The 24,128-nt window shown below is 52.6% G+C and carries 24 protein-coding genes; 16 read left to right on the forward strand and 8 right to left on the reverse strand.

The features are described from left to right. Nucleotides 1-465 precede the first annotated feature (465 nt). Nucleotides 466-1,005, forward strand: coding sequence for a gamma carbonic anhydrase family protein (locus BZG78_RS11100; RefSeq protein ID WP_077661243.1), 540 nt, complete (start codon nt 466-468; stop codon nt 1,003-1,005). Here BZG78_RS11100 and BZG78_RS11105 read toward each other — a convergent pair. From BZG78_RS11105 to hemF, 3 genes are read right to left on the reverse strand one after another with little or no spacing between them, the layout of a single operon-like run. Further along, entirely contained in the window at nt 1,002-1,262 is a 261-nt protein-coding gene (locus tag BZG78_RS11105) for a DUF1488 family protein (protein WP_077661244.1), read from the reverse strand. The two genes, BZG78_RS11100 and BZG78_RS11105, sit on opposite strands and share 4 nt — an antisense overlap. Next, complete coding sequence (gene aroE / locus BZG78_RS11110; protein WP_077661245.1) at nt 1,259-2,083, reverse strand: shikimate dehydrogenase; 825 nt, start codon at nt 2,081-2,083, stop codon at nt 1,259-1,261. The genes BZG78_RS11105 and aroE overlap by 4 nt, the downstream gene beginning before the upstream one ends. Nucleotides 2,084-2,086: 3 nt before the next feature. After that, complete coding sequence (gene hemF / locus BZG78_RS11115) at nt 2,087-3,004, reverse strand: oxygen-dependent coproporphyrinogen oxidase (protein ID WP_077661246.1); 918 nt, start codon at nt 3,002-3,004, stop codon at nt 2,087-2,089. A gap of 178 nt (nt 3,005-3,182) precedes the next feature. Between hemF and purE the strand changes: the two genes are divergently transcribed. Further along, entirely contained in the window at nt 3,183-3,665 is a 483-nt protein-coding gene (gene purE / locus BZG78_RS11120; RefSeq protein WP_069362358.1) for a 5-(carboxyamino)imidazole ribonucleotide mutase, read from the forward strand. A 4-nt stretch (nt 3,666-3,669) separates the two neighbouring features. Beyond that, nucleotides 3,670-4,818 carry a 5-(carboxyamino)imidazole ribonucleotide synthase gene (locus BZG78_RS11125; protein WP_077661247.1) on the forward strand — a complete coding sequence of 383 codons (1,149 nt, stop codon included), beginning with the start codon at nt 3,670-3,672 and terminating at the stop codon, nt 4,816-4,818. Here the strand turns inward: BZG78_RS11125 and BZG78_RS11130 are convergent. Genes BZG78_RS11130 through BZG78_RS11145 form a run of 4 tightly spaced genes read right to left on the reverse strand, consistent with a single transcriptional unit; the run spans nt 4,815 to nt 8,030 of the window. Then, complete coding sequence (locus tag BZG78_RS11130; RefSeq protein WP_021022721.1) at nt 4,815-5,372, reverse strand: type I DNA topoisomerase; 558 nt, start codon at nt 5,370-5,372, stop codon at nt 4,815-4,817. The genes BZG78_RS11125 and BZG78_RS11130 overlap by 4 nt on opposite strands. A 27-nt stretch (nt 5,373-5,399) precedes the next feature. Continuing rightward, on the reverse strand, nt 5,400-5,873 hold the full coding sequence (locus tag BZG78_RS11135; RefSeq protein ID WP_021022722.1) for a DUF494 family protein: 474 nt from the start codon (nt 5,871-5,873) through the stop codon (nt 5,400-5,402). Nucleotides 5,874-5,875: 2 nt separating this feature from the next. Then, entirely contained in the window at nt 5,876-6,985 is a 1,110-nt protein-coding gene (gene dprA, locus BZG78_RS11140) for a DNA-processing protein DprA (RefSeq protein ID WP_077661248.1), read from the reverse strand. Further along, nucleotides 6,975-8,030, reverse strand: a complete 1,056-nt coding sequence (locus BZG78_RS11145) for a LysM peptidoglycan-binding domain-containing protein (protein ID WP_077661249.1) — start codon at nt 8,028-8,030, stop codon at nt 6,975-6,977. Before BZG78_RS11145 ends, dprA begins: the two co-directional genes overlap by 11 nt. Nucleotides 8,031-8,147: 117 nt before the next feature. Between BZG78_RS11145 and def the strand changes: the two genes are divergently transcribed. From def to BZG78_RS11190, 9 genes are all read left to right on the forward strand, one after another. Beyond that, a complete protein-coding gene (def, locus tag BZG78_RS11150) occupies nt 8,148-8,660 on the forward strand; it encodes a peptide deformylase (protein ID WP_077461770.1) in 513 nt (170 codons plus the stop codon). Nucleotides 8,661-8,667: 7 nt separating this feature from the next. Next, nucleotides 8,668-9,615, forward strand: coding sequence for a methionyl-tRNA formyltransferase (fmt, locus tag BZG78_RS11155; RefSeq protein ID WP_021022726.1), 948 nt, complete (start codon nt 8,668-8,670; stop codon nt 9,613-9,615). Between the two features lie 109 nt (nt 9,616-9,724). Next, nucleotides 9,725-11,011, forward strand: a complete 1,287-nt coding sequence (rsmB, locus tag BZG78_RS11160; protein WP_077661261.1) for a 16S rRNA (cytosine(967)-C(5))-methyltransferase RsmB — start codon at nt 9,725-9,727, stop codon at nt 11,009-11,011. A gap of 22 nt (nt 11,012-11,033) precedes the next feature. Next, a complete protein-coding gene (gene trkA, locus BZG78_RS11165) occupies nt 11,034-12,410 on the forward strand; it encodes a Trk system potassium transporter TrkA (protein ID WP_077461772.1) in 1,377 nt (458 codons plus the stop codon). A gap of 141 nt (nt 12,411-12,551) precedes the next feature. Then, entirely contained in the window at nt 12,552-13,583 is a 1,032-nt protein-coding gene (locus BZG78_RS11170; protein ID WP_077576864.1) for a diguanylate cyclase, read from the forward strand. Nucleotides 13,584-13,677: 94 nt separating this feature from the next. Next, complete coding sequence (locus BZG78_RS11175) at nt 13,678-13,953, forward strand: YihD family protein (RefSeq protein ID WP_077576863.1); 276 nt, start codon at nt 13,678-13,680, stop codon at nt 13,951-13,953. 178 nt (nt 13,954-14,131) lie between these two features. Next, nucleotides 14,132-15,559: a cytochrome c oxidase accessory protein CcoG gene (gene ccoG, locus BZG78_RS11180; RefSeq protein ID WP_077461774.1), complete on the forward strand. Its 1,428-nt coding sequence runs from the start codon at nt 14,132-14,134 to the stop codon at nt 15,557-15,559. Between the two features lie 105 nt (nt 15,560-15,664). Then, a complete protein-coding gene (locus BZG78_RS11185; protein WP_021022732.1) occupies nt 15,665-16,645 on the forward strand; it encodes a serine/threonine protein kinase in 981 nt (326 codons plus the stop codon). Between the two features lie 32 nt (nt 16,646-16,677). Then, on the forward strand, nt 16,678-17,394 hold the full coding sequence (locus BZG78_RS11190) for a thiol:disulfide interchange protein DsbA/DsbL (protein ID WP_021022733.1): 717 nt from the start codon (nt 16,678-16,680) through the stop codon (nt 17,392-17,394). Here BZG78_RS11190 and BZG78_RS11195 read toward each other — a convergent pair whose 3' ends face one another. Then, on the reverse strand, nt 17,395-18,918 hold the full coding sequence (locus BZG78_RS11195) for a YifB family Mg chelatase-like AAA ATPase (protein ID WP_077661250.1): 1,524 nt from the start codon (nt 18,916-18,918) through the stop codon (nt 17,395-17,397). Between the two features lie 488 nt (nt 18,919-19,406). Here BZG78_RS11195 and ilvG point away from each other — a divergent pair, with 488 nt between their 5' ends. Genes ilvG through ilvD form a run of 4 tightly spaced genes read left to right on the forward strand, consistent with a single transcriptional unit; the run spans nt 19,407 to nt 24,126 of the window. Then, nucleotides 19,407-21,050, forward strand: coding sequence for an acetolactate synthase 2 catalytic subunit (gene ilvG / locus BZG78_RS11200; RefSeq protein ID WP_077661251.1), 1,644 nt, complete (start codon nt 19,407-19,409; stop codon nt 21,048-21,050). Further along, the gene (gene ilvM / locus BZG78_RS11205; RefSeq protein ID WP_021022736.1) at nt 21,050-21,307 is read left to right on the forward strand and encodes an acetolactate synthase 2 small subunit; all 258 of its coding nucleotides are present in this window, start codon (nt 21,050-21,052) and stop codon (nt 21,305-21,307) included. The genes ilvG and ilvM overlap by 1 nt, the downstream gene beginning before the upstream one ends. Nucleotides 21,308-21,325: 18 nt before the next feature. Then, nucleotides 21,326-22,267, forward strand: a complete 942-nt coding sequence (gene ilvE, locus BZG78_RS11210) for a branched-chain-amino-acid transaminase (RefSeq protein WP_077647464.1) — start codon at nt 21,326-21,328, stop codon at nt 22,265-22,267. A 17-nt stretch (nt 22,268-22,284) separates the two neighbouring features. After that, nucleotides 22,285-24,126 carry a dihydroxy-acid dehydratase gene (gene ilvD / locus BZG78_RS11215; protein WP_077661252.1) on the forward strand — a complete coding sequence of 614 codons (1,842 nt, stop codon included), beginning with the start codon at nt 22,285-22,287 and terminating at the stop codon, nt 24,124-24,126. Nucleotides 24,127-24,128 lie beyond the last annotated feature (2 nt).

The following is a 24,128-nucleotide window of genomic DNA, read 5'->3' on the forward strand; positions in this document are numbered from 1 at the left end:
ATTCTCGACGAGTGCCCACACAGATTGCATAGGTCAAATTGTTAAAGAGCGTTGACTGTRCGAAGCTGCGCTTCGCTTGGTCAGGGCTGCGTATCTTACGCGCCTTACCGTTAAAGTCAAGAAGAAATTTTATCTTTTATTTTCAACCCTCAGGCTGGAAACAAAACCTCTTTTTGACTCCCCTAACGCTTGGCGTTAAGTGGACGGCTATCTTAATCTTTTAAAAACTCACGTCAAGCGTTTATTTTTATTTGATTTTTTACGTCAACATGGCGCTGAGCGCTTGCCCTGTGTGCCGTGTCGATGGAGGCGCATTATAGGGAAGCTGATCAGATTGGCAACCCCTTTTTAGTGGTTTTTTAGAAAAAAACTGTCACTCGCTGTTTTTTTGCTCGCTAGGGTGTAAAACTGGTACCAAAGTCAGCGTTATCTGACATTGTATAGCGATATAAAGAGGGATTTGTGATGGCAAAACAGTTGCGCGCTTATAAAGGCATGATGCCTCAGCTGGGCGAACGCGTCTATATTGATGAATCCAGTGTATTGGCTGGCGATATTACGCTAGGGGATGATGTGAGTATTTGGCCGCTGGTTGCGGCACGTGGTGACGTGAACCATATCCAGATTGGCGCACGGACCAATGTGCAAGATGGTTCAGTCCTTCATGTCACCCATAAAAATGCCGAAAACCCACAAGGTTACCCGTTGATCATTGGCAAAGAGGTGACAATCGGCCACAAGGTCATGTTACACGGCTGCCGGATTGGCAACCGAGTCCTCGTGGGAATGGGGACGATTATTCTTGATAACGCTGTCATAGAAGATGAAGTGCTGATTGGCGCTGGCAGTTTAGTCCCGCCCGGAAAACGCTTAGAGAGCGGCTACCTGTATGTTGGCTCACCGGTCAAACAGGTCCGCCCCCTCACTGACAAAGAGCGTGCTTATTTTGCCCGCTCAGCGCAAAATTATGTCGACACCAAAGACATCTACCGCTGCGAGCACTAGATCACCAAGCTGCCATCGGGTTCAAACGCTTCTGATTCGATGGCCGCTTCCATTTGCTCTTCAATATCAAACCAAACCTGTTCGACGATCGCCTGCGCATTATCCGTGTCCACCGCACAGCCGGCGAGCGCAGATAAGGTGGTAAAGCGGACAGCGCATATTAGCAATGCACCATTAAGTTGGCCGTAGAAACAAACACGCGCCTTTGCGGTATCGACCTGCGCTTCGTCCGCAGCCAGAATAAGGGATTGATTCATCGACTAAGTGCCTCTCTTAACTGCTCGCGCACACGTTCGGTTTGCGGCCGACAGCCACGCCATACAGCAAAGCTTTCCGCCGCTTGTTCCACCAGCATGCCCAAGCCGTCTAAACATCGCTCTGCTCCTTGGCGTTGCGCCCATTGGTTGCTGGTTGTACAGCCAGCTTGATACACCATGTCATAGACAGTGGTCGCTGGACCAATCGCTCCTTGCGGGAGAGGGGGATGGCTTTGATGTAAGCTCGCCGAGGTCGCATTAATGATCACATCAACGGGCACCGCCATGGGTTTATCCACGGCATGACTGATGATCGGTCCGGCCTCGCCAAATGCAGCGGCTAATTGCTGGGCTTTTTGCTCGGTGCGATTCACTATCATCAACAATGCTGGCTCTTGCTCCAGTAAAGGAAGCAACACACCCCGTGCGGCACCGCCTGCTCCCACAACCATAATGCGCTTATCGCGCAGTGCCACATGGTGGTAGTGTAAGTCAGTTACCAAACCTGCCCCATCCGTATTATCACCCAGTAGGGAACCATCGCTTTGCTTAACCAGCGTATTCACGGCACCGGCGCGGCGGGCACGATCTGTCAGTGTGTCAGCCCAGTCATACGCTTGCTGTTTAAAAGGCACGGTCACATTAGCGCCACGCCCTCCTTGCGCAAAAAAAGCCTGCATGGTGGTCACAAAGCCTTCAAGCGGCGCCTCAATGGCTTGATAGTCGATGTCTTGTTGGGTTTGCGTCGCAAATGCGGCGTGGATCTGCGGCGACTTACTGTGGCCAATCGGGTGGCCTACCACGCAATAACGATCGGTCATCCGTTACCACTCCCTCGGTTTAAGGTAATCGCGATAGAGTCTCGCTTCCGGCGCATCGTCATCAGGTGACCAGTTATATTCCCAGCGTGCCATCGGCGGCATCGACATCAGAATAGATTCGGTACGCCCACCACTTTGTAAGCCAAATAGCGTGCCTCTGTCATACACCAAGTTAAACTCGACATAGCGTCCGCGGCGATAAAGCTGAAAATCGCGTTCTCGCTCACCATAAGGCATGGCTTTGCGGCGCTGTACTATCGGCAGGTAGGCATCGATAAAGCCTTTTCCAACCGCTTGGGTGTAGGCAAAGCACTGTTTGAATGGCCATTGGTTCAAATCATCAAAGAAAAGCCCGCCGACGCCACGGGTTTCATCGCGATGGGGCAGATAAAAATAGCGATCGCACCATGCTTTGTGATCAGCGTACACGCTATCACCAAAGGGCGCGCACAAGGCTTTGGCGGTCCGATGCCAGTGCTGGCAGTCTTCCTCGAACGGATAGAAAGGTGTTAGGTCAAAGCCGCCGCCAAACCACCACACAGGATCTGCACCTTCTTTTTCGGCAATGAAAAACCGCACGTTTGCGTGCGAGGTCGGCACGTACGGGTTATGAGGATGGATCACTAACGACACCCCCATGGCCTCAAAACAGCGCCCGGCAAGCTCTGGACGGTGCGCGGTCGCCGAGGCAGGCATTTGATCGCCAAATACGTGCGAGAAGTTCACTCCCGCTTGCTCAAATACTTGGCCCTGACGCAGGACGCGACTGCGGCCACCGCCCCCTTTCTCACGCTCCCACGCATCTTCAATAAAACGCGCTTGACCATCTTCTTGCGCAAGCTGTTGGCAAATATCATCTTGAAGCTGGAGGAAAAAAGCCTTCACGGCTTGCTTATCAATTGTCGACTGACCGTGTGCCACGCTCACATCCTTTGTTACTGAGACTATGTGCTTACTTTACCTGATCCACGCACTGGGATCTTGACGGAATTTCATCCCCCACCGCTGACGCAAACGTTTTCCTTGCGATGAAATCTGGGTATAATTCGCGTCACGCTCAGCTTATCTTATTCACGCTTGTCATCAAGAAGGACGTATTATGACTGTCGGTATCATCATGGGCTCGCAATCCGATTGGCCTACCATGACACATGCAGCGGCTATGTTGGATCACTTTGCCATCCCTTACGAAACCCGTATTGTCTCTGCCCACCGCACACCACAGTTACTTGCCGACTACGCCCAACAAGCGGCCGAGCGCGGGATTAAAGTGATTATTGCCGGCGCCGGTGGCGCCGCCCATCTGCCTGGGATGACCGCCGCACACACCAGCCTGCCGGTGCTCGGCGTTCCGGTCCAGTCAAAAGCATTAAAGGGAATGGACTCATTACTTTCTATTGCTCAAATGCCAAAGGGCGTGGCAGTGGGCACGCTCGCTATTGGTGACGCAGGCGCCGCGAATGCAGGCCTCCTTGCAGCACAAATTCTCGCAACGGCCGACCCTGATTTGATGGCAAAAGTGGATGCGTTTCGCCAAGCGCAAACTGAGGCCGTTCTCGCTCAACCCAACCCACAAGGGTAAGGCCATGAATATTCTGGTGTTAGGCGCGGGACAACTGGCCCGGATGATGGCTTTAGCCGGCGCGCCGCTCAATCTTATCGTCAGTGCTTATGATGTGCGCAGCGGCGACATTATCCATCCTTTAACCCAGCAACCACTCGGTCAAGGGCTCGATACCGCGATAGCCGGCGCGGATATTATCACCGCTGAATTTGAACATATTTCTGCCAACATTTTGCATCAATGCGAGCAAAGCGGGAAGTTACGCCCCAGTGCGCAGGCAATTTTAACCGGTGGCGACCGTCAAATAGAAAAAGCCTTATTGATGCAAGCTGGGGTGGCTAACGCGCCATACCGAGTGGTACATACACAGGCGGATTTAGAAAAGGCGGTCGATGCTCTGGGCGCGCCCTTGGTGTTGAAAAGCACGCTCGATGGTTATGACGGCAAAGGGCAATGGCGCTATCGTGATGGTGATGATCTCAGCGCATTATGGGCCGAATTGGACGCCTTTCTTGCCGCGCCCGAGCAGCGCGATGGTCAAGCGATCATTGCTGAGGCCATGATCCCTTTTGAGCGTGAAGTGTCACTAATTGGTGTACGTGGTGCCAATGGCGAATTTGCCAGCTACAGCCTAACCCAAAACCATCACCACAACGGCGTACTGACTTTGTCGGTGGCACGGCCTGACGAACAGGATTTGCAGTTACAAGCGGCTGAAATGGTGAAAAAGATTGCCGACACACTCAATTATGTGGGTGTGCTCGCGGTCGAATTTTTTGATGTTGACGGTCGCTTGCTGGTGAACGAAATCGCACCTCGAGTCCATAACTCGGGCCACTGGACCCAGCAAGGTAGCGCCTGTTGTCAGTTTGAAAACCACTTGCGTGCGGTCAGCGGCTTACCGCTTGGCGCTACCCGTTTAGTTCAGCCCGCTGCGATGATCAATATTTTGGGTCAAGGTAGTGTCCCGCTTGCGACCTATCGCGACGCCCATGTGCATTGGTACAACAAAACGCCTCTCCCAGGGCGCAAAGTGGGCCATATCAATGTCACGGCCACCTCGAACGCCGAGCTTGCCACCACGTTAGCGAGCCTCGCCAGCTACCTGCCCGGCGACACCTTTCACGGTTTACAGTCCGCCGCGTTAGCACTGGCCGCACAAGCCGATTAATCCTCACTCTCCGACTCTGCAGCCGATTCATCTTGAATCGCGCTGCAGGGCTTATCGGCACATTGATGCACGGTTTTCCCACCTTTTTTACGCTCGACCAAGAGTGCAAAACCACATGCCTCGCAGGTACCGGCTATCGGTTGTGCATTCACGGCAAAATGGCACTTAGGGTACTGATCACAGGCAAAAAAGCGCTTTCCGTAACGCGAGGTGCGCTCCACCAGCTCACCTTTGTGGCAGGCTGGGCAGGTTAGAGTGGTGTGATCGGGTTCATCTGGTTTTTCGATATGCGTGCATTGCGGGAACTGATCGCAGCCAATAAACATGCCGAATCGACCTTGACGCAGCACCAACTCTCCCTGCTGACACGCCGGACAGGTCACGCCAAGCGCTTTCACCACATGGCCATCACCATGGTGTAACGCTTTAGTATAGTGGCAGTCTGGATAGGCCGTACAGGCCAGAAACGGGCCTCGTTTGCCCGATTTAAACGCAAGAGCGCTGCCACATTCCGGGCAGCGCTCCTGGGTCTTCGGGGTGTTATCTGTATTCATTCACACCTTTACTGTTATTGATAAGCGTTAATGCACGTACCCCTCTTGTGCGTCGTACAGCATGTCTTCCATTTGCGTATACGCGCGCTCATTACCTGGCACGTTAAACAGCACCATTAGGATCACCCATTTTAGATCATCCAAACCAAACTCTTGCGTTTCTAACTCCATCACCCGATCGATCACCATCTCACGCGTTTCTGGTGACAGCACTCCAGCTTGTTCTAAAAACAATAAAAAACCTCGGCTTTCTTGATCGAGAAAACGGGTTTCTTGCTCGGTGAATACACGAATCGAGCTCTGTGCACTGCCTGTTAGATAGGGCTGTTTATCCGCGTTTTGTAACTGAGCTAATTTTTCCAGCCAGTTTAGGGCCTTATAAATATCATCTTGATGAAAACCCGCACGGGACAATTCATCCGCTAACTCGTCCTGATCGATAATGACCTCGACATCACTGTGGATGTAGGTTTCAAACAGGTACATAAGAATGTCCATCATGGCTAGCCCCTCCTCGTTCTGACATAGCCACCGGGTACTGCTGCTACAAGCCCCTGGAGTTCTAAGTCTAACAACTGCATCATGATTTCGTGAACCGGTTGGTTGCAGCGCTCAGCTAGTACGTCGACACACGTCGCGTTAGTCCCTACGTTAGCCAACAGCGTGGGAAATGGCAATCCTTGATCGGCATCTAACTTGGGCGCATCACTAAATAATTCGCTTTGTTGGCTCACTGCAAACTGAACCAAACTGTCTACTTCACTTAAAATATCATCCACACTGTCCGTCAAGGTTGCGCCCTGCTTGATCAATTGATGGCATCCACGCGCTTGGACCTGATCGATTGGGCCTGGGATCGCAAACACCCCTCGATTTTGCTCAAGTGCGTAGCGCGCGGTAATCAATGAGCCACTTTGCGGTGCAGCCTCCACCACTAATACGCCCGCTGATAAGCCACTGATCAGACGGTTACGACGAGGAAAGTGTTCCGCCCGTGGCGGCGCATCTGGCCAGAACTCGGACACCAACGCCCCTTGCGTAATAATTTGGCTGGCTAAGTCACGGTGACGTGCAGGATAAATACGCCCTAGCCCGCTGCCGAGCACCGCCAATGTTTGTCCATTGCCGTCTAAGGCACCTTTATGCGCCCGCCCATCAATGCCCAAGGCTAAACCGCTGGTAATGGTCAACCCGTAGTCGGCCAACTGTTTGGCAAAGTGATAAGCCGTCGTCAATCCAGACTGGGTGGCATGACGACTGCCAACCATGGCGAGCTGGGGCTTGGCTAAGGCGCTGGGATCACCTTGAACATAGAGAATGAGAGGCGCGCTAGCGATTTCTTTTAGCAAAGAGGGATAAGCGGGATGATCAAAACACAATAAGTGGCAATCGGGCGCCTCGGCCCAGCGCAAGCTCGCATTGATTAACGCCTGATTTGGGCTGCATATCGCCTGGCATTGATCCTCACTTAATCCAATCGCGGCCAACGCCTGCTGAGATTGCTGATGGATAGCCTCGACCGGCCATGTCGATAAGAGTTTTCGACGTTGCCCGGCCCGTAGCCGTGGCACTTGAGCCAAGGTTAACCACGCGTATAACGTCTCATCTTTCATGACTGATCCGAGCGCTTGAAGGCGGAATCGCCTGCATACCCGCTTTAATCGGCTGAGTGGCTTGCTGTACGACAGCCAAACTCATCCATGGATAGGAGCGGATAACCATCAGCTCACCGACTTTGACGTTCGGTAATACAGTGACCTCACGTGGGGTTTTATCGGCTTGTACTTGATACTGGTACTCACCTGGCTGATTCACGACCTGTTTTCCAGGTTGAGTGACTTCAAATACTTGCCCGGCCGAAACCTGCGCCTTTGCCCCTTTATCCAGAACGACTAACTGCCCTTGAGCCACGTATTCACTGCCGTAAAGGTGACCCAATAAGGTCGCTTTGGTTTTCGCTGGATAAGGCCAGAATGGCGCCTGAACACGGTCGGGGGCCGGCAATAGGACGTCATTGGGTCGTATCTCTTGATTGACCTGAGTCAGTGTCATCACGCTATAGTTCGACGCCACGTCGGTGATTGAACCATTGGCCACGTGCGTCAAGCTAACCATTTGTGGGCGATTATCAGCCGTTTGATCTGCGCGTTGATGCGAAAAGGTGTGCGCGACCCGATATACCTGCCAATCGATCGCGTGTAATGCGGCATCGATATACACAGTGTCTGCCGCCGATAAAAGGCGACGCCCCTCAGGCGAGCCCAACACCCTGGGTAACGCGACTAATCGTGCTTTCTCAATCAAGGTATCTTGTGCTAGGTGGGGTAAGAGTAAGGGCGCAACACTGGGCACAGGCGATGCCGGTTCGTCTGCGGCTATCGTGTGAGAGGCTTGGTATGTTAGATGCGGTTTCCCTTGTTGCCACTTAAGCGTCAACGTATCGCCCGGGTAGATAAGGTGTGGATCCTTTATACTTGGGTTGTCGTACCATACCTTTGGCCAACGCCAAGGGTCAGCAAAAAAGGTGGCGGCAATATCCCAAAGCGTATCGCCACGCTCAACGGTATAACGTGTTTCACTCTTTTGTGCCGCCACACTGAACGGGAGTAGCGCTGTCAATAGGACTGCCATAGCAAGCCTACACAGTTTCTTTGTCATCGTCGTCTTCCTTGTCAGACAGAACGCGCTGATGCTGTCAATTGGCTGGCAAAATGTCTAGAATTAACCCAATTATCCCGTGCCGCATTCGGCACAGTTCAATTTTTGCGAGACGTTATGGCTTTACTGAACGTATTAACATTTCCAGATGAGCGCCTTCGCACCGTTGCGAAACCGGTGGATACCGTTACCCCTGAGATCCAGAAAATGGCCGATGACATGATTGAAACCATGTACGACCAAGACGGTATCGGTCTTGCCGCTACTCAGGTTGATTTTCACCAACGCATGGTCGTGATCGATGTATCAGAAACGCGTGACGAGCCTATGGTGCTGATCAACCCTGAAATTATCGAAAAGCGCGGTGAAGACGGTATTGAAGAAGGGTGCCTCTCTGTGCCGAGCTCACGTGCCTTAGTGCCTCGAGCAGCCGAAGTGACGGTCAAAGCACTCGATCGTGACGGCAATCCATTTCAGTTCGATGCAGACGACTTACTGGCGATTTGTATTCAACACGAGCTTGACCACTTAGAAGGCAAGCTATTCGTTGATTATCTATCACCATTGAAGCGCCAACGCATCAAACAAAAAATGGAAAAACTCAAACGCGCTAACCAAAAAGTAAGCTGAGGTCACTTTGAGCAAACCGCTGCGTATAGTATTTGCGGGCACGCCGGACTTTGCCGCGCGCCATTTACAAGCCTTGCTCGACAGTGAGCATGAGGTCATTGCGGTCTATAGCCGCGAAGATAAACCAGCAGGACGGGGCAAAAAGCTCACGGCGAGCCCAGTTAAACAACTGGCGATTGAACATGCACTCCCGGTATACCAGCCTCGCACGTTGCGTGACGAAACGGCACAGGCCGAGTTAGCCGCGCTCGATGCCGACGTTCTGGTGGTGGTCGCCTATGGACTTATTTTGCCGAAAGCCGTGTTAACGATCCCAAGGTTGGGCTGCGTTAATGTGCATGGCTCAATTTTGCCACGTTGGCGGGGTGCCGCACCGATTGAGCGAGCGGTCTGGGCAGGCGACAACGAAACCGGCGTCACCATCATGCAGATGGATGAAGGGCTCGATACCGGTGACATGTTAAAAATCGCCACCTTACCGATTGATGACAAAGAAACCAGCGGCAGTCTGTATGAGCGCTTGGCTGAGCTGGGTCCACAGGCACTGATTGATTGCCTCAATGATATGGCCAACGGCATTATATTGGCTGAACCGCAAAATGACGCCAAAGCCAATTACGCCGAAAAGCTAACCAAGCAAGAAGCTCATATCGATTGGCATCAAGACGCGGCGTTTATCGAACGCTGTGTACGCGCATTCAATCCTCGCCCGGTGAGTTTTTTCACCTTAGGTGAGCAAAATATCAAAGTGTGGGGCGCGAACGCACTCGATATTGATGTTGATGCTGCGCCGGGGACCGTCATTAACACTGATAAACACGGTATTCAAATTGCGACCGGCAAAGGTGTTCTTCAGCTGACACACCTACAGCCACCGGGCAAGAAAGCCATGCAGGCTCACGAGCTGCTCAATGCGCGTCGCGAGTGGTTTGAAACCGGCACCCAATTAGTATAAAGGGTGCGTTTGTGTAGCAACATCGTTTAAGGCCAGTACGCTGGCCTTTTTTAATGTAACAGGCGACGCTATCGTCTGATGCCATTTTGGCCTTTTAATGGGTAAACATATGAATGTAAGAGCCGCGGCTGCCCGCGTTCTATATCAAGTGGTCGATCAAGGCCAATCCCTCTCGCAGCAACTGCCATTTGCGCAGCAGCACATCGCACCACGGGATGCGGCGTTACTGCAAGAGATCTGCTACGGCACCTTACGTTGGTTGCCGCGTTTAGAGCATATCGTGCAAGCTTTGATGGACAAACCATTAAAAGGTAAGCAACGTGTGTTTCATCACCTGTTACTCGTTGGCCTCTATCAACTCGGCTATATGCGTATTCCGGCCCATGCCGCGGTGGCGGAAACAGTCAACGCGACCAAAACACTCAAGCGTCCGCAGTTACGTGGCCTTATTAATGCGATATTGCGTAACTATCAACGCGATCAAGCCTCGCTCGATGATGCCAGTCAAGCCGAGTCCGCCGGGCAACACTGCCATCCCAGCTGGTTATTAACGCGTCTTCAACAGGCCTACCCAAACCAGTGGCAAGAGATTATCGCGGCGAACCATCAAAAAGCCCCCATGTGGTTGCGCGTAAACCGCCAGCATCATACTCAGGCAAGTTACCTTGCTGAACTGCAAGCAGCTGGTATCGCTGGTTCTCCGCACACCCAAGCTTTGGACGCAATCAAGCTCGACGCACCGTGCGACGTAACACGTTTGCCAGGCTTTACCCAAGGTTGGGTATCGGTACAAGATGCCGCCGCACAACTCGCTGTCGACTACCTCCTGCCCGATTCAGCAGAGCACATTCTCGACTGCTGTGCCGCCCCCGGTGGCAAAACCTGTCATATTCTTGAACATCAGCCTGATGCGATCGTCACTGCCATTGATGCCGATGAAAATCGCTTGTCGCGGATCAAAGAGAACCTATCGCGCTTAGGGCTTAATGCTGAGGTGAAACACGCCGATGCTCGCTTGCCGAGCGCTTGGCACACGGGCCCAGCATTTGATCGCATTTTGCTGGATGCGCCCTGCTCGGCCACAGGTGTGATCCGTCGCCATCCGGACATTAAATGGCTAAGACGCGATAGCGATATTCAAGCCTTGGTCACGTTACAAGCGGAGATTTTAGACGCAATGTGGCAGCAATTGGCGCCAGGCGGTACGCTGGTCTACGCGACCTGCTCGGTATTACCGGATGAAAACGCGACACAAATTCGCGCCTTTTTAACTCGCGAGCCAACAGCAATATTGCGCACCGGCACCCACGACCAGCCAGGACGACAAATTCTCCCCGGAGAACACGACATGGACGGCTTCTATTACGCATGCCTAAAAAAGCCAACCGGCAAGTAACGAGGCAGGGAGTAACAACAACATGAAAATCATTATCTTGGGTGCAGGCCAAGTCGGCGGTACCTTGGCAGAAAATCTGGTCGGAGAAAACAATGACATCACCATTGTTGACCGCGCCCCAGAACGGCTTCGCGAACTGCAAGATAAATACGACTTACGTGTTGTACACGGGTTTGCCAGCCATCCGTCGACCTTGCAAGAGGCTGGCGCGCAAGATGCGGATATGCTGGTTGCCGTAACCAACTCCGATGAAACAAACATGATCGCTTGTCAGGTCGCTTTTACCCGCTTTAACACACCCAATCGTGTTGCTCGGATCCGAAGTCCTGAATATCTCGCGGTAAAAGAGCAACTGTTTAACAGTGACGCCTGTCCGGTTGACCACCTTATCGCCCCAGAGGAGCTGGTGACGCATTATATTCGTCGCTTAATTGAATACCCAGGCGCGTTACAAGTGGTCAGCTTTGCCGACAAAAAAGTGGGCCTGGTGGCCGTTAAGGCCTATTACGGCGGGCCTTTGGTCGGCAAAGCGCTCTCAGCACTGCGCGAGCACATGCCGCATGTCGATACCCGTGTTGCCGCTATCTTTCGGCGTGACCGCCCGATTCGCCCCCAAGGCACGACCATTATCGAAGCCGATGATGAAGTCTTTTTCGTCGCCGCCAGCAACCATATCCGCTCAGTGATGAGTGAACTGCAGCGCCTCGAAAAGCCTTACAAACGCATCATGATTGTGGGTGGGGGGAATATTGGTGCTGGCCTAGCCATGGCACTTGAGCGCCAGTACAGCGTGAAGTTAATTGAGCGCAATCCAGCTCGTGCTGAACACCTGGCTGAGCTATTAGAAGAAACCACCGTTTTTTGTGGCGATGCGTCTGACCAGGAATTACTCAGCGAAGAGCACATTGAGCAGATTGATGTCTTTATCGCGGTCACCAACGAAGATGAAGCCAATATTATGTCGGCAATGCTCGCTAAACGCCTAGGGGCAAAAAAAGTCATGGTGCTGATTCAACGCGGTGCTTATGTCGACTTGGTTCAAGGTGGGGTGATTGATATTGCCATCTCCCCCCAACAAGCGACGATTTCGGCGTTGCTCACCCATGTACGCCGCGCCGATATTGTCAATGTGTCGTCATTACGACGCGGCGCCGCTGAAGCAATTGAAGCAATTGCTCACGGTGATGCGTCAACGTCCAAAGTGGTTGGCCGGGCAATTGGCGAGATAAAGTTACCACCGGGCACGACCATAGGTGCGGTTGTACGAGGCGATGAAGTATTGATTGCCCATGATAAAACCGTGATCCAGCAAGATGATCATGTGGTGCTATTCTTGGTGAATAAAAAATACATTCCGGATGTTGAGCGCCTATTCCAACCCAGCCCGTTCTTTCTTTAACACCCGTTCTTGCGCCAACACAAGCCTGCAGACATCCGTGTCTGCAGGCTCACGCTTTTTACCTCAACGCTGCCACTCCTGTCACTTTGGGTATACACTGAACAAAGTGCCTATCTATGTTGCTTAGCAGAAAGGACCGCCATGTCAGACGATCAATTTCAACAATCGACCGTATTTCTCAAAAAAGCGGTCCCTTTGATGATGAAATATAAGGTGCCCACGACACCGACCAACTACGCGCTATGGTACACCTACGTCGCCAATACCGATCCAAAGCTCACTGCTGACGTCGATACTACCGTCCATGAGCATGGCACGTGCAGTCCTCTTCAAAGCGACATCTTGTATCAAAAGCATATGGCGGATAAACACAGCCAGAACATTGGCAGCCTTAAGCAAAGCCTTGAGTCAATGATGACGGAGATGAGTCATTCGATGTCTGACACGCTTCAGGACACAGACGCGTTTCACTCGGTACTCGACAAAACATTCGAACAGCTGTCTCGCGTTGAAAACGAAGGGTTGTCCATTGATGAAACCATCGCCGTTGTCCGTAATGTAGTGAAAGACTCGCAAGCTCTGACTCAATCGACCCGCTACTTTAAACACCAACTGAGTGATGCCCAGCAAGAAATTGCCCAACTAAAACAAAACCTCGCAGAGATGACCGAGCAAGCCACCCATGATGGCTTAACCGGCCTGCTCAATCGGGCCGCCTTTGAGCGCGAGCTCAATGCGTACACCGAAAACGCACAAACCTGGCCGTTTGCTTTAGTCCTCGTCGACCTCGATCACTTTAAACAACTTAACGATACATACGGTCACGTGCTCGGCGATATCGCTTTGAAGCAGGTCGCCAAGCGATTACTCGACTACTGCCGAGAAGGCGTACAAGCGTTCCGCTACGGCGGCGAAGAGTTTGCGCTACTGTTACCTAAAAGACGCCTCAACAGCGCAAAACGGACCGCTGAAACGCTACGTGCCGCTATCGATAGAATGGTGATAAAAGACCGGCGTCGTGGCCAAACATTGGATCATATTACCGTGTCTATGGGCGTCGCAGAGTACGACGAGCATGCTCGCGAATCTGGCGCCGATCTCATTTACCGTGCTGATCAACAACTCTACAAGGCCAAAAACCTCGGGCGTAATCGTGTGATGCCGATAAATTAACTCTCGCCTGAGAGGAATTTGATCTTGGCTAAGTATTCACCGCTCGCCGTCGGGCAAAATGGTATTTTTTACGTGCCACATTAAGGATACCACCATGCACTGCCATCGTATCAACGAGTTGCTCGATCTACTGAACCAATCTTGGCAACAAACGCCCGATCACTCGCTCATGACCATGCTCAATCTGATTGCCCAAGAGGCCGGTCATCGCGATGACTTAACAACGCTATCGGACGACACCTTGATCTATCAACTCAAAATGCGACTAGAAGATAGCAACGCGCCTATTCCTGGCCTTGCAAAAGACAATGAAGACGACTTTAAAGCCGCTATTTTACGGGCGAGAGGCATTACCCCAACAAAAGAGTGAGTCAGTGGCCCTCGCTAATCGTCTGTTATAGCTGGAATTCGTTCAGTTTGTGGCTGTATCGCAAACTATGACTCTGGTAGCGTATTCACGGCGTTTGCTGCGCTACAATCACAGGCACAATGATAATTAGGGCCTGGCAATGCACCATGGACCCGCTATCCCAAGGAAAGCCAATGTCATGAGCGATAAAAAAATTAACGTCAAAGACGTGACTGCAAAAGAATACAATCCCAAAACCCATAAAGGTAACGACGATCGCTTTAATCCGAGTAATCGCATTTATGTGCGCGCGGTGAAAGGCTATTACCAGCGAATGCGCCGTTACATGGGCTGGTTCTTTATGCTGCTGTTTCTGCTAACGCCCTGGATCCCGTATCAAGGCCGACAAGCCATTTTGCTGGATATAGGCAATCAAAAGTTTAATTTTTTCGGCACCACGTTGTGGCCACAAGACCTGACCTTGTTGGCTGCACTTTTGATGCTCGCCGCCTTCGGCCTCTTTTTTATTACCACTTTTCTTGGCCGGGTGTGGTGTGGCTATTTGTGCCCGCAAACAGTATGGACCTTTCTCTTTATCTGGTTTGAAGAAAAGCTGGAGGGGGCGGCCAACAAACGCCGAAAACAAGACTCGCTCAAACTTACGCCGGCATTGGCCGCGCGAAAAGCCGCGAAGCATGCGGCTTGGTGGCTCATATCTCTGGTCACGGGCGCCACGTTTGTCGGTTACTTTGTTCCCGTGCAATCGCTCGCGGTCGATTTAGTCACGTTCGATACTAGCTTTTGGGTCGGCTTTTGGGTGATCTTCTTTGCTGCCTGTACCTACGGGAATGCGGGCTGGATGCGATCGATCATGTGTATTCACATGTGCCCCTACGCGCGCTTTCAGTCCGCAATGTTTGATAAAGACACCTTTATCGTTGGCTATGATGCCAAACGCGGCGAAAAACGCGGGCCTCGCCCACGTAAGAAAGATCCCAAAGCATTAGGATTAGGCGACTGTATTGACTGCAACCTATGTGTGCAAGTGTGTCCGACAGGTATCGATATTCGTGATGGTTTGCAGTATGAATGCATCAACTGTGGTGCCTGTGTCGATGCGTGTGATGAAACCATGGATCGCATGGGGTACGCGCGCGGCCTAATCAGCTACACCACCGAGCACAAGCTCGAAGGAAAGAAAACCGCGGTCATGCGACCAAAACTGGTGGGTTATGGGGCGGTCATGGTTATTGTGACTGCAATGTTTATTTATCTGGCGATGTCGGTCATGCCGATGGAGCTGGATGTGATACGCGACCGTAATCAACTGTATCGCATTAACAACCAAGGACTGGTTGAAAATACCTACACCTTAAAAATCTTAAATAAAACGCAGACAGACGACGTATATCAGCTGTCGGTTAAAGGCTTGGATGAGGTGACATGGCACGGGCCACAAACCGTTAATGTACAAGCGGGTGAGGTTTTCTCACTACCGATTAGTCTAGCAGTCGATACGTACGAGATGGAGCAACGCATTGCCGACATCACCTTTGTGATGGAGCGTGAATCAGGCGACAAACAAAAAAGGGTAACGGCAGAAAGCCGCTTTATCACGGATCTGTAATCGGCCAATTCACCACAACAACCATTCACGACAACTAAACAGGGCGCAGGCAGCGCCCTTTTTATTTGTTACTATAACGTTTCTTTTGTCATTCTCAGGTGGCGTATGACCGAGATAGGCTTTGACTTTCATGCTCTTACTCCCGACGTTCAATTAAATGCGATTGAATCGGTCGGTATTTTTCCTCAATCCGGCCTACTCGCGCTGAACAGCTATGAAAATCGGGTGGCCCAGTTTGTCGCCGATGATGGCCAGCGCTATGTGGTCAAGTTCTATCGGCCCGCTCGCTGGTCCGATGCGCAAATTCATGAAGAACATGCTTTCTGCCGCGAGCTAGCTGACGCAGATATTCCCGTCGTTGCGCCGATTCAACGAGAGGGAACCAGTCTTTTTTACGCGTCAGGCTTTCGCTTTGCCTTATTCCCCAGTGTGGGCGGTCGCGGCTTTGAAGTGGACAATTGGGATCAGCTCGAAGCGGTCGGCCGTTATCTGGGTCGTATCCACCAAATGGGCGCCGCTAAGCCTTTTCAAACTCGCGCTAAATTTGATCTCGACAGCCACCTTTATCAGCCACGCCGCGAGCTAGGAGAAGCCAGCTTGATCCCAGCAAGCCTGCAAGCGACATTCTTCTCTGATCTCGACCGATTAATCGATGCCATCGCGGCGCGATGGCACACGGAGTGGCCCGCGATTCGGCTCCATGGCGATTGTCATCCCAGCAATATTTTGTGGCGAGACGGTCCACTATTTGTCGATTTTGATGACACACGTAACGGTCCCGCGATGCAAGATTTATGGCTATTTTTAAACGGCAGTCGCGCCGATCAGCTCGCGCAACTCGACACCTTGGCGGAGGGTTATCGCGAATTTCGTGAATTCCCTGCCGACCAATTGCAACTGATCGAGCCATTGCGTGGTCTGAGAATGGTGCATTACATGGCCTGGTTGGCAAAACGCTGGCAAGACCCGGCGTTTCCTCGTGCATTTCCTTGGTTTGCTGATGCAAAATACTGGGAAGGTCAGGTACTCGCTTTTAAAGAACAACTTGCCGCCCTTGAAGCACCACCGCTTACACTGTATCCGTAAGCACTCAATCGATAACGGAGAGTCATTCAATCATGTTTAAAAAACTGTTGCCTTTGCTACTGGTCGTAGGCCTAACCGCGTGCTCTGAGCCTGAGAGCGTGACGCAGACATCACCAGACACCACCCCAACAACCGAAACCACGCAGACGCAAACGGAGTCGGCAGAGCCTGCAACACCGATTGAGGTAGCGGATGCTAAACCAGGCCGCTTTAAAGCTGGTGAGGATTACCAGGTGCTAGAGACGCCGGCAACTGATTCCCCAACAGTGACCGAGTTTTTCTCTTTCTATTGCCCACATTGTTATCAGTTTGAACCACTGGTCCAGCAGCTCAAACAACAAGTGCCTGATAATGCGAAAGTGGTAAAACACCATGTGTCTTTTATGGGCGGCGAGATGGGCAGTGTGGTAACACGCGCCTACGCAGCGGCGGTTGTGCTCGATGCACAAAAAACCATTATTCCGGTGATGTTTGATCGCATTCATGCGGCACAAAACCCACCGAAATCACTGGCGGAGGTTCGCCAAATGTTTGTCGATAACGGCATTGATGGCAAAGAATTTGACAGCGCTTACAACAGCTTTGCCGCGAACTCCATGGCCAAGCGTTTCGACCAATCGTTCGAAAAAGCGGGCTTGCGCGGTGTGCCTGCGGTGATCGTCAACGGCAAATATCACGTGACACCCAAAACAGTAGAAACTCCGGAAGAATACTTCCAGTTGATCAACTTTTTACTGACCCAAAAGTAATTAGCTGACTTGGGCGTTGAGATGGCGCAATAAGCCATCCATCGCCCGATATCCCAGCGCTTCCGCTAAATGAGGGCGTGAGATCTGAGCGTCGCCGCCAAGATCGGCAATGGTACGTGCTACCTTGATAATGCGGTGATAAGCCCGAACGGACAACCCCAATCGATGTAAAGCCTGCTCTAAAAACGCCGCATCAGCCTGAACGAGCTGACAATGCAGCTCCATTTCTTGATTACTCAACAACGCATTCACCTTTCCTTGGCGTGCCAGCATACGCTCACGCGCAGCCGCTACCCGCGCTTTTACCGTCGATGTTGACTCACCGCGTTCTCCGCCACTAGAAAGACAGCCTCGTGGCAGTGCGGGAATATCAATGGACATATCAAATCGGTCTAACAGTGGGCCAGATAAACGCGCTAAATAACGCAGAATTTGTTGTGGGTTAGACCGGGCCAATTCACCTTCATGATGACCGGTTGGACTCGGGTTTAATGCACCGATAAGTTGGAAGCGAGCCGGAAACCGGGTTTTACCATTGGCGCGCGAAATCACAATTTCGCCAGACTCAAGCGGCTCGCGCAACGCATCGAGTACGCGACGCTCAAACTCCGGCATTTCATCAAGAAACAATACCCCATGGTGAGACAGCGAAATCTCACCAGGGCGCGGTACGCTGCCGCCTCCGACCAAGGCTGCCATGGAGCTGGAATGGTGGGGGCTACGGAAGGGGCGCTGACGCCAATTTCCCTCATGCAAAGGTTGTTGAGTCAAAGAGGTGACGGCGGCTGAGGCCAACGCTTCATCATCATTCATCGGTGGCAGCAAGTCACATAAACGCGACGCAAGCATGGTTTTTCCAGTGCCGGGAGGACCTACAAAAAGTAAGTTATGAGAGCCACTGGCGGCAATTTCTAACGCCCGCTTGCCTTGTTGCTGACCGATAATGTCGCGTAAGCATCGCGTCACCGCTGGCGTGTCATTCACGGCAGGGACAGCGTTTAAACATAAACTTTGCTGGCCGGCTAGGTGTTGGCTCACGGCAATCAGGTCGGGCGCTGACACATGCCGCTCATTGTCTACCAGCGCCACCTGATTGGCATTATCATCCGGTACCACCAGGGCTCGCTGCGCTTTTTGACTGGCGAGCGCCGCCGGCAATGCGCCTTTAACCGGCCGTAATTGCCCCGACAACGCCAGTTCACCTAAAAACTCAAACGCGTTTAAACGCTTTTCTGGCAACTGTCCCGACGCCACCAAGATCCCCAGCGCAATGGGTAAATCAAATCGTCCCCCTTCTTTAGGTAAGTCGGCTGGGGCCAGGTTGACGGTGATCCGGCGCGAGGGGAACTCAAAATTAGAAGTCACAATCGCACTTCGTACCCGATCACGGGCTTCTTTGACCGTCGTTTCCGGTAAGCCCACCAACGCAAACCCCGGTAAACCATTGGATATATGTACTTCTACGGTCACACTCGGCGCTTCTACACCGACACAGGCTCGACTGTGAACTATCGCCAATGCCATATTTTCCCACTCCGCTTACTGTCATCGCTATGAAACCCAGCTCTTATACTGCCGCGCTAATCTGTGATTGAGAGTAATTTTTTCTTGTCATGCGAGTGAGGTCTGTGATACCACTACAAATGCACAACAATTAAACACGAGACTCGGCGATAGATCGGCTCCGTGACTGACCTGCAACAAGCAGGCATAAACAAAAACATAATTAACAAAACGCTCATACAATGGGCCCAATAAAAGATAAGACAGACAAATGTTAAATTTCGCTATCGTTCTCATTATTCGCCTCATCGTGGTCATTATTCCGCGAGGGGTGTAGGTACGCGAAAGACAGCAGCAACATCGCAACCAAGCCCCCGCAACCCAAAGGTTCGGGGGCTTTTTTCATTCATGTGGCGATGCCACGCGACAACGGAAGCAATCATGATGGAGCGCGCAGAGACAGGTTATTCGCAACCCTGCTCTCCCCGCTTAGACGGGGAGGGGCGACGATGACCGGTGCACAATGGGTGGTAAAAGCGTTACAACAACAAGGGGTGGATACCGTTTTTGGTTATCCTGGGGGCGCCATCATGCCCGTTTACGATGCCCTTTTTGACGGCGGGGTGGAACATATCCTCTGTCGCCACGAGCAAGGCGCCGCCATGGCTGCGATCGGGTATGCCCGAGCCAGTGGCCGTCCTGGGGTATGCATTGCGACATCAGGCCCTGGCGCCACCAATCTCGTGACCGGGCTTGCCGATGCGATGATGGACTCAGTCCCTATTGTGGCCATCACCGGCCAGGTTGCTAGCCCTCTTATCGGTACCGATGCTTTTCAAGAAATCGATGTGCTGGGCTTATCGTTAGCCTGCACCAAACACAGTTTTTTAGTGACCGATCCCGCTGAGCTCACCCCCACACTCGCACAAGCATTTGAAGTGGCACAATCAGGTCGACCGGGCCCCGTGCTCGTCGATATCGCCAAAGACGTACAGCAAGGCTTGATCCCTGAGACTACAGTCCAGATCACCACGCCACATATCGCGCCACTCAACAAGACAGATATCGACCAGGCGAATGCGCTTATCCGAGCCAGTCAGCGCCCTATGGTCTATCTCGGCGGCGGTGTGGTGTTAGGCAAAGCCACTCAAGCAGTGCGCGATTATTTAGCGCGCAGTGAACTGCCTGTGGTCAGTACCTTAAAAGGCTTAGGCACCGTCGCACCGCACTATCCGTATTATCTAGGCATGTTGGGCATGCATGGCACCAAAGCCGCTAACTTGGCGGTGCAAGCGTCCGATTTGCTGATTGTCATCGGCGCACGCTTTGATGACAGAGTCACCGGCAAGCTCGATACATTCGCCCCCCACGCTAACGTGGTGCATATCGATATCGATGCGGCGGAAATCAACAAACTGCGCCGCGCACAAGCACCGGTTTGCGCCCCGCTCAATCTCGTGCTTCCCGCCTTAGAAAACCCTGACACATCGCCTGATTGGCGCGCTCAAATCACCACCTGGCAAACGACGCACTCGTGGCGTTATGACCACCCAGGTGACGCTATCTATGCGCCGGCACTGCTGAATAACCTTTCGCAGCGTATGCCAACCAGTACGGTGGTCGCGACCGATGTCGGCCAGCACCAGATGTGGGTCGCGCAACATGTACTCCCATCACGGCCAGAGAATCTATTAACCTCAGCAGGGCTGGGCACTATGGGCTTTGGTTTACCGGCTGCAATGGGCGCCAAAGTCGCTCGCCCCAATGATGAGGTGGTGTTAGTGACCGGAGATGGCTCGTTTATGATGAATATTCAAGAGCTGGGCACACTCAAACGCCGAGGGATCGCCGTTAAAATCATTCTGCTTGATAACCAGCGTTTAGGCATGGTTCGTCAATGGCAGCAGCTGTTTTTCGATCAACGCTACAGTGAGACCGACCTGTCTGACAATCCGGATTTTCTCACCCTCGCGAGCGCGTTCGATATCCCTGGGCATACCATTAGCTGCAAGCAAGACGTTGAAGAGGGGCTACGCACCCTGATGGCTCACCAGGGGCCTTATTTGCTGCATGTGGCTATCGACGAAATGGAAAATGTATGGCCACTGGTACCGCCTGGGGCAGCCAACCAACAAATGATGGAGCAAAGCTGATGACACAACACCAATTTTCAATTCATGCCACCCACAGCCCTGAGTTGTTGGAGCGCGTGTTGCGCGTGATCCGTCATCGTGGCTTTACCGTCTGCCAGTTTACGATGTCAATGCCTTCGGACTCGGGACAGGTAATTTTTGATGTCACCGTCGAAAGCCAACGCGCGATCGAGACCTTGCGGCCACAACTGACTAAGCTATGGGACGTGGCAGAGGTCATGATGGCCTCTTCGACTACACAGTCCCTACGCGCATAACCAAAAAGGAAGAAAAGAATGTCGACAAATACCGCTGATTATATTTGGTCTAACGGGGAAATGATCGCTTGGCAGGATGCCACTGTGCACGTACTCACCCACGCCATGCACTATGGCACCTCAGTCTTTGAAGGGATACGTTGCTACGACACCCCAAACGGCCCCGTGGTATTTCGCCATCGCGAACACATGCAGCGCCTTAAAGACTCGGCGAAGATTTATCGTTTTCCGATCCCATTTAGCGTGGATGCGCTGATGGAAGGTTGCCGAGAAACCCTGCGCGTGAACCAGCTTCGCTCCGCCTATATTCGTCCGCTTGGCTTTGTCGGCAATGTTGGCCTCGGCGTTTGTCCACCGCCAGACACACAGATGGACATCATCATCGCTGCCTTTAGCTGGGGAAGCTACCTTGGCGAAGACGCCCTCGCACAAGGGGTCGATGCCATGGTCTCGAGCTGGAACCGTGCCGCCCCCAATACCATTCCAACCGCGGCAAAAGCCGGCGGCAACTACTTATCGTCCTTATTAGTGGGTGGAGAAGCCCGCCGTCATGGCTACGCAGAAGGCATTGCATTGGATGTGCGTGGCTACCTATCCGAAGGGGCCGGTGAGAACCTCTTTATTGTCAAAAATGGCGTGATCAGTACCCCACCGGCCACCAGCGCGATTTTACCTGGACTAACACGCGATTCGATCATCACACTCGCCAAAGAACAAGGGCTAACGATTCGCGAAGAGTCGATTGCACGTGAAGCGCTTTATCTGGCCGATGAAGTGTTTATGACGGGAACCGCAGCTGAAATCGTCCCCGTGCGCAGCGTCGACCAAATTACAGTGGGTGAAGGTCAACGAGGCCCGATCACCGCCTCACTACAGCAAGCCTTTTTTGGCCTGTTTGATGGCACTACCGAAGACAAATGGGGCTGGCTTGATCCCGTTCACCCCGACCAGCGCGCATAAGGCAAAGGAGTCGTAATATGCCAACCTATCGTTCCAAAACCACCACCCACGGTCGCAACATGGCAGGCGCACGCGCACTATGGCGTGCCACCGGCGTTAAAGATGATGATTTCGGCAAGCCCATCATCGCGGTGGTGAACTCGTTTACCCAGTTTGTGCCCGGGCACGTCCACCTCAAAGATATGGGCCAGCTGGTGGCGCGAGAAATCGAACAAGCCGGCGGGATTGCCAAAGAATTTAATACCATCGCGGTGGATGATGGCATCGCCATGGGCCACGGCGGCATGCTCTACTCACTGCCCTCGCGTGAGATTATCGCTGACTCGGTCGAGTACATGGTCAACGCCCACTGTGCCGATGCCATGGTCTGTATTTCCAACTGTGACAAAATTACCCCAGGCATGTTAATGGCCGCCATGCGCTTAAATGTGCCCGTTATTTTTGTCTCTGGCGGCCCGATGGAAGCGGGGAAAACCAAGCTTTCCGATCAAATCCTTAAACTCGATCTGGTCGATGCCATGATGCAAGGGGCCAACCCAGATGTGTCTGATGAGCAAAGCGAGCAAATTGAACGCTCAGCGTGCCCCACGTGTGGTTCGTGCTCTGGCATGTTTACCGCCAACTCGATGAACTGTTTAACCGAAGCGCTGGGGCTCAGCCAACCCGGTAATGGATCCATGCTCGCCACTCATGCAGATCGTGAACAACTGTTTCTCAACGCCGGTAAACGGATTGTTTCGCTCGCCAAGCGCTATTACGAGCAAGACGACGACAGCATCCTGCCACGCAATATTGCAAATCGCGCCTCATTTGAAAATGCCATGGCCCTCGATATTGCCATGGGAGGATCAACTAATACCGTGCTGCACTTGCTGGCCGCCTCTCAAGAAGGCGATATCGATTTTGGTATGGATGATATTGATCGCATGTCACGCCAAGTCCCTCATCTTTGCAAAGTGGCACCATCCACCCAGCAGTATCACATGGAAGATGTGCACCGCGCCGGTGGTGTGATGGGGATCCTCGGCGAACTCCAACGCGCCAACTTACTGAATATGGACCAGCAAACTGTGCTGGGCATGAGCCTTAAAGAGCAACTGGCGCAATATGACATTGTACAAACCGATGATGAAGCGATTAAAGCTTTCTATCGCGCCGGGCCGGCGGGCATTCGTACCACCCAAGCCTTCTCGCAAACCTGTCGCTGGGACACTCTGGATGATGACCGTCAATCTGGTTGTATTCGTACCCTCGAGCACGCATTCAGCCAAGACGGTGGCCTTGCCGTGCTGCAAGGTAATATCGCCTTAAATGGCTGTATCGTCAAAACCGCCGGCGTGGATGAGAGCATTCTGACCTTCGAAGGGCCCGCGGTGGTCTTCGAAAGCCAAGACACCGCCGTGGAAGCGATTCTCGGTGGAAAAGTCAAAGCCGGCGATATGGTCGTGATTCGCTATGAAGGACCCAAAGGTGGACCAGGGATGCAAGAAATGCTCTACCCCACCACCTACTTAAAATCGATGGGGCTGGGTAAGTCGTGCGCCCTGCTCACTGATGGCCGTTTTTCTGGCGGCACTTCCGGGCTATCCATTGGTCATGTGTCACCCGAAGCAGCTAACGGCGGCACCATCGCCCTCGTTGAAGACGGTGATCGCATTCACATTGACATCCCGACCCGTGAAATCAGCTTGCGGGTAGATGAAGCCACCCTCACTGCACGCCGAGAAAAGGCGCAGGCAAGAGGGTGGAAACCGAAAGATCGCCAGCGTCAGGTTTCTTACGCCTTAAGAGCCTATGCCACCCTTGCCACCAGTGCTGATAAAGGCGCGGTGCGCGATCGCAGTAAATTGGAGGAGTAAGC

The organism is Salinivibrio sp. MA351, assembly GCF_001996065.1.
GTDB classification, from domain to species: Bacteria; Pseudomonadota; Gammaproteobacteria; order Enterobacterales; family Vibrionaceae; genus Salinivibrio; species Salinivibrio costicola.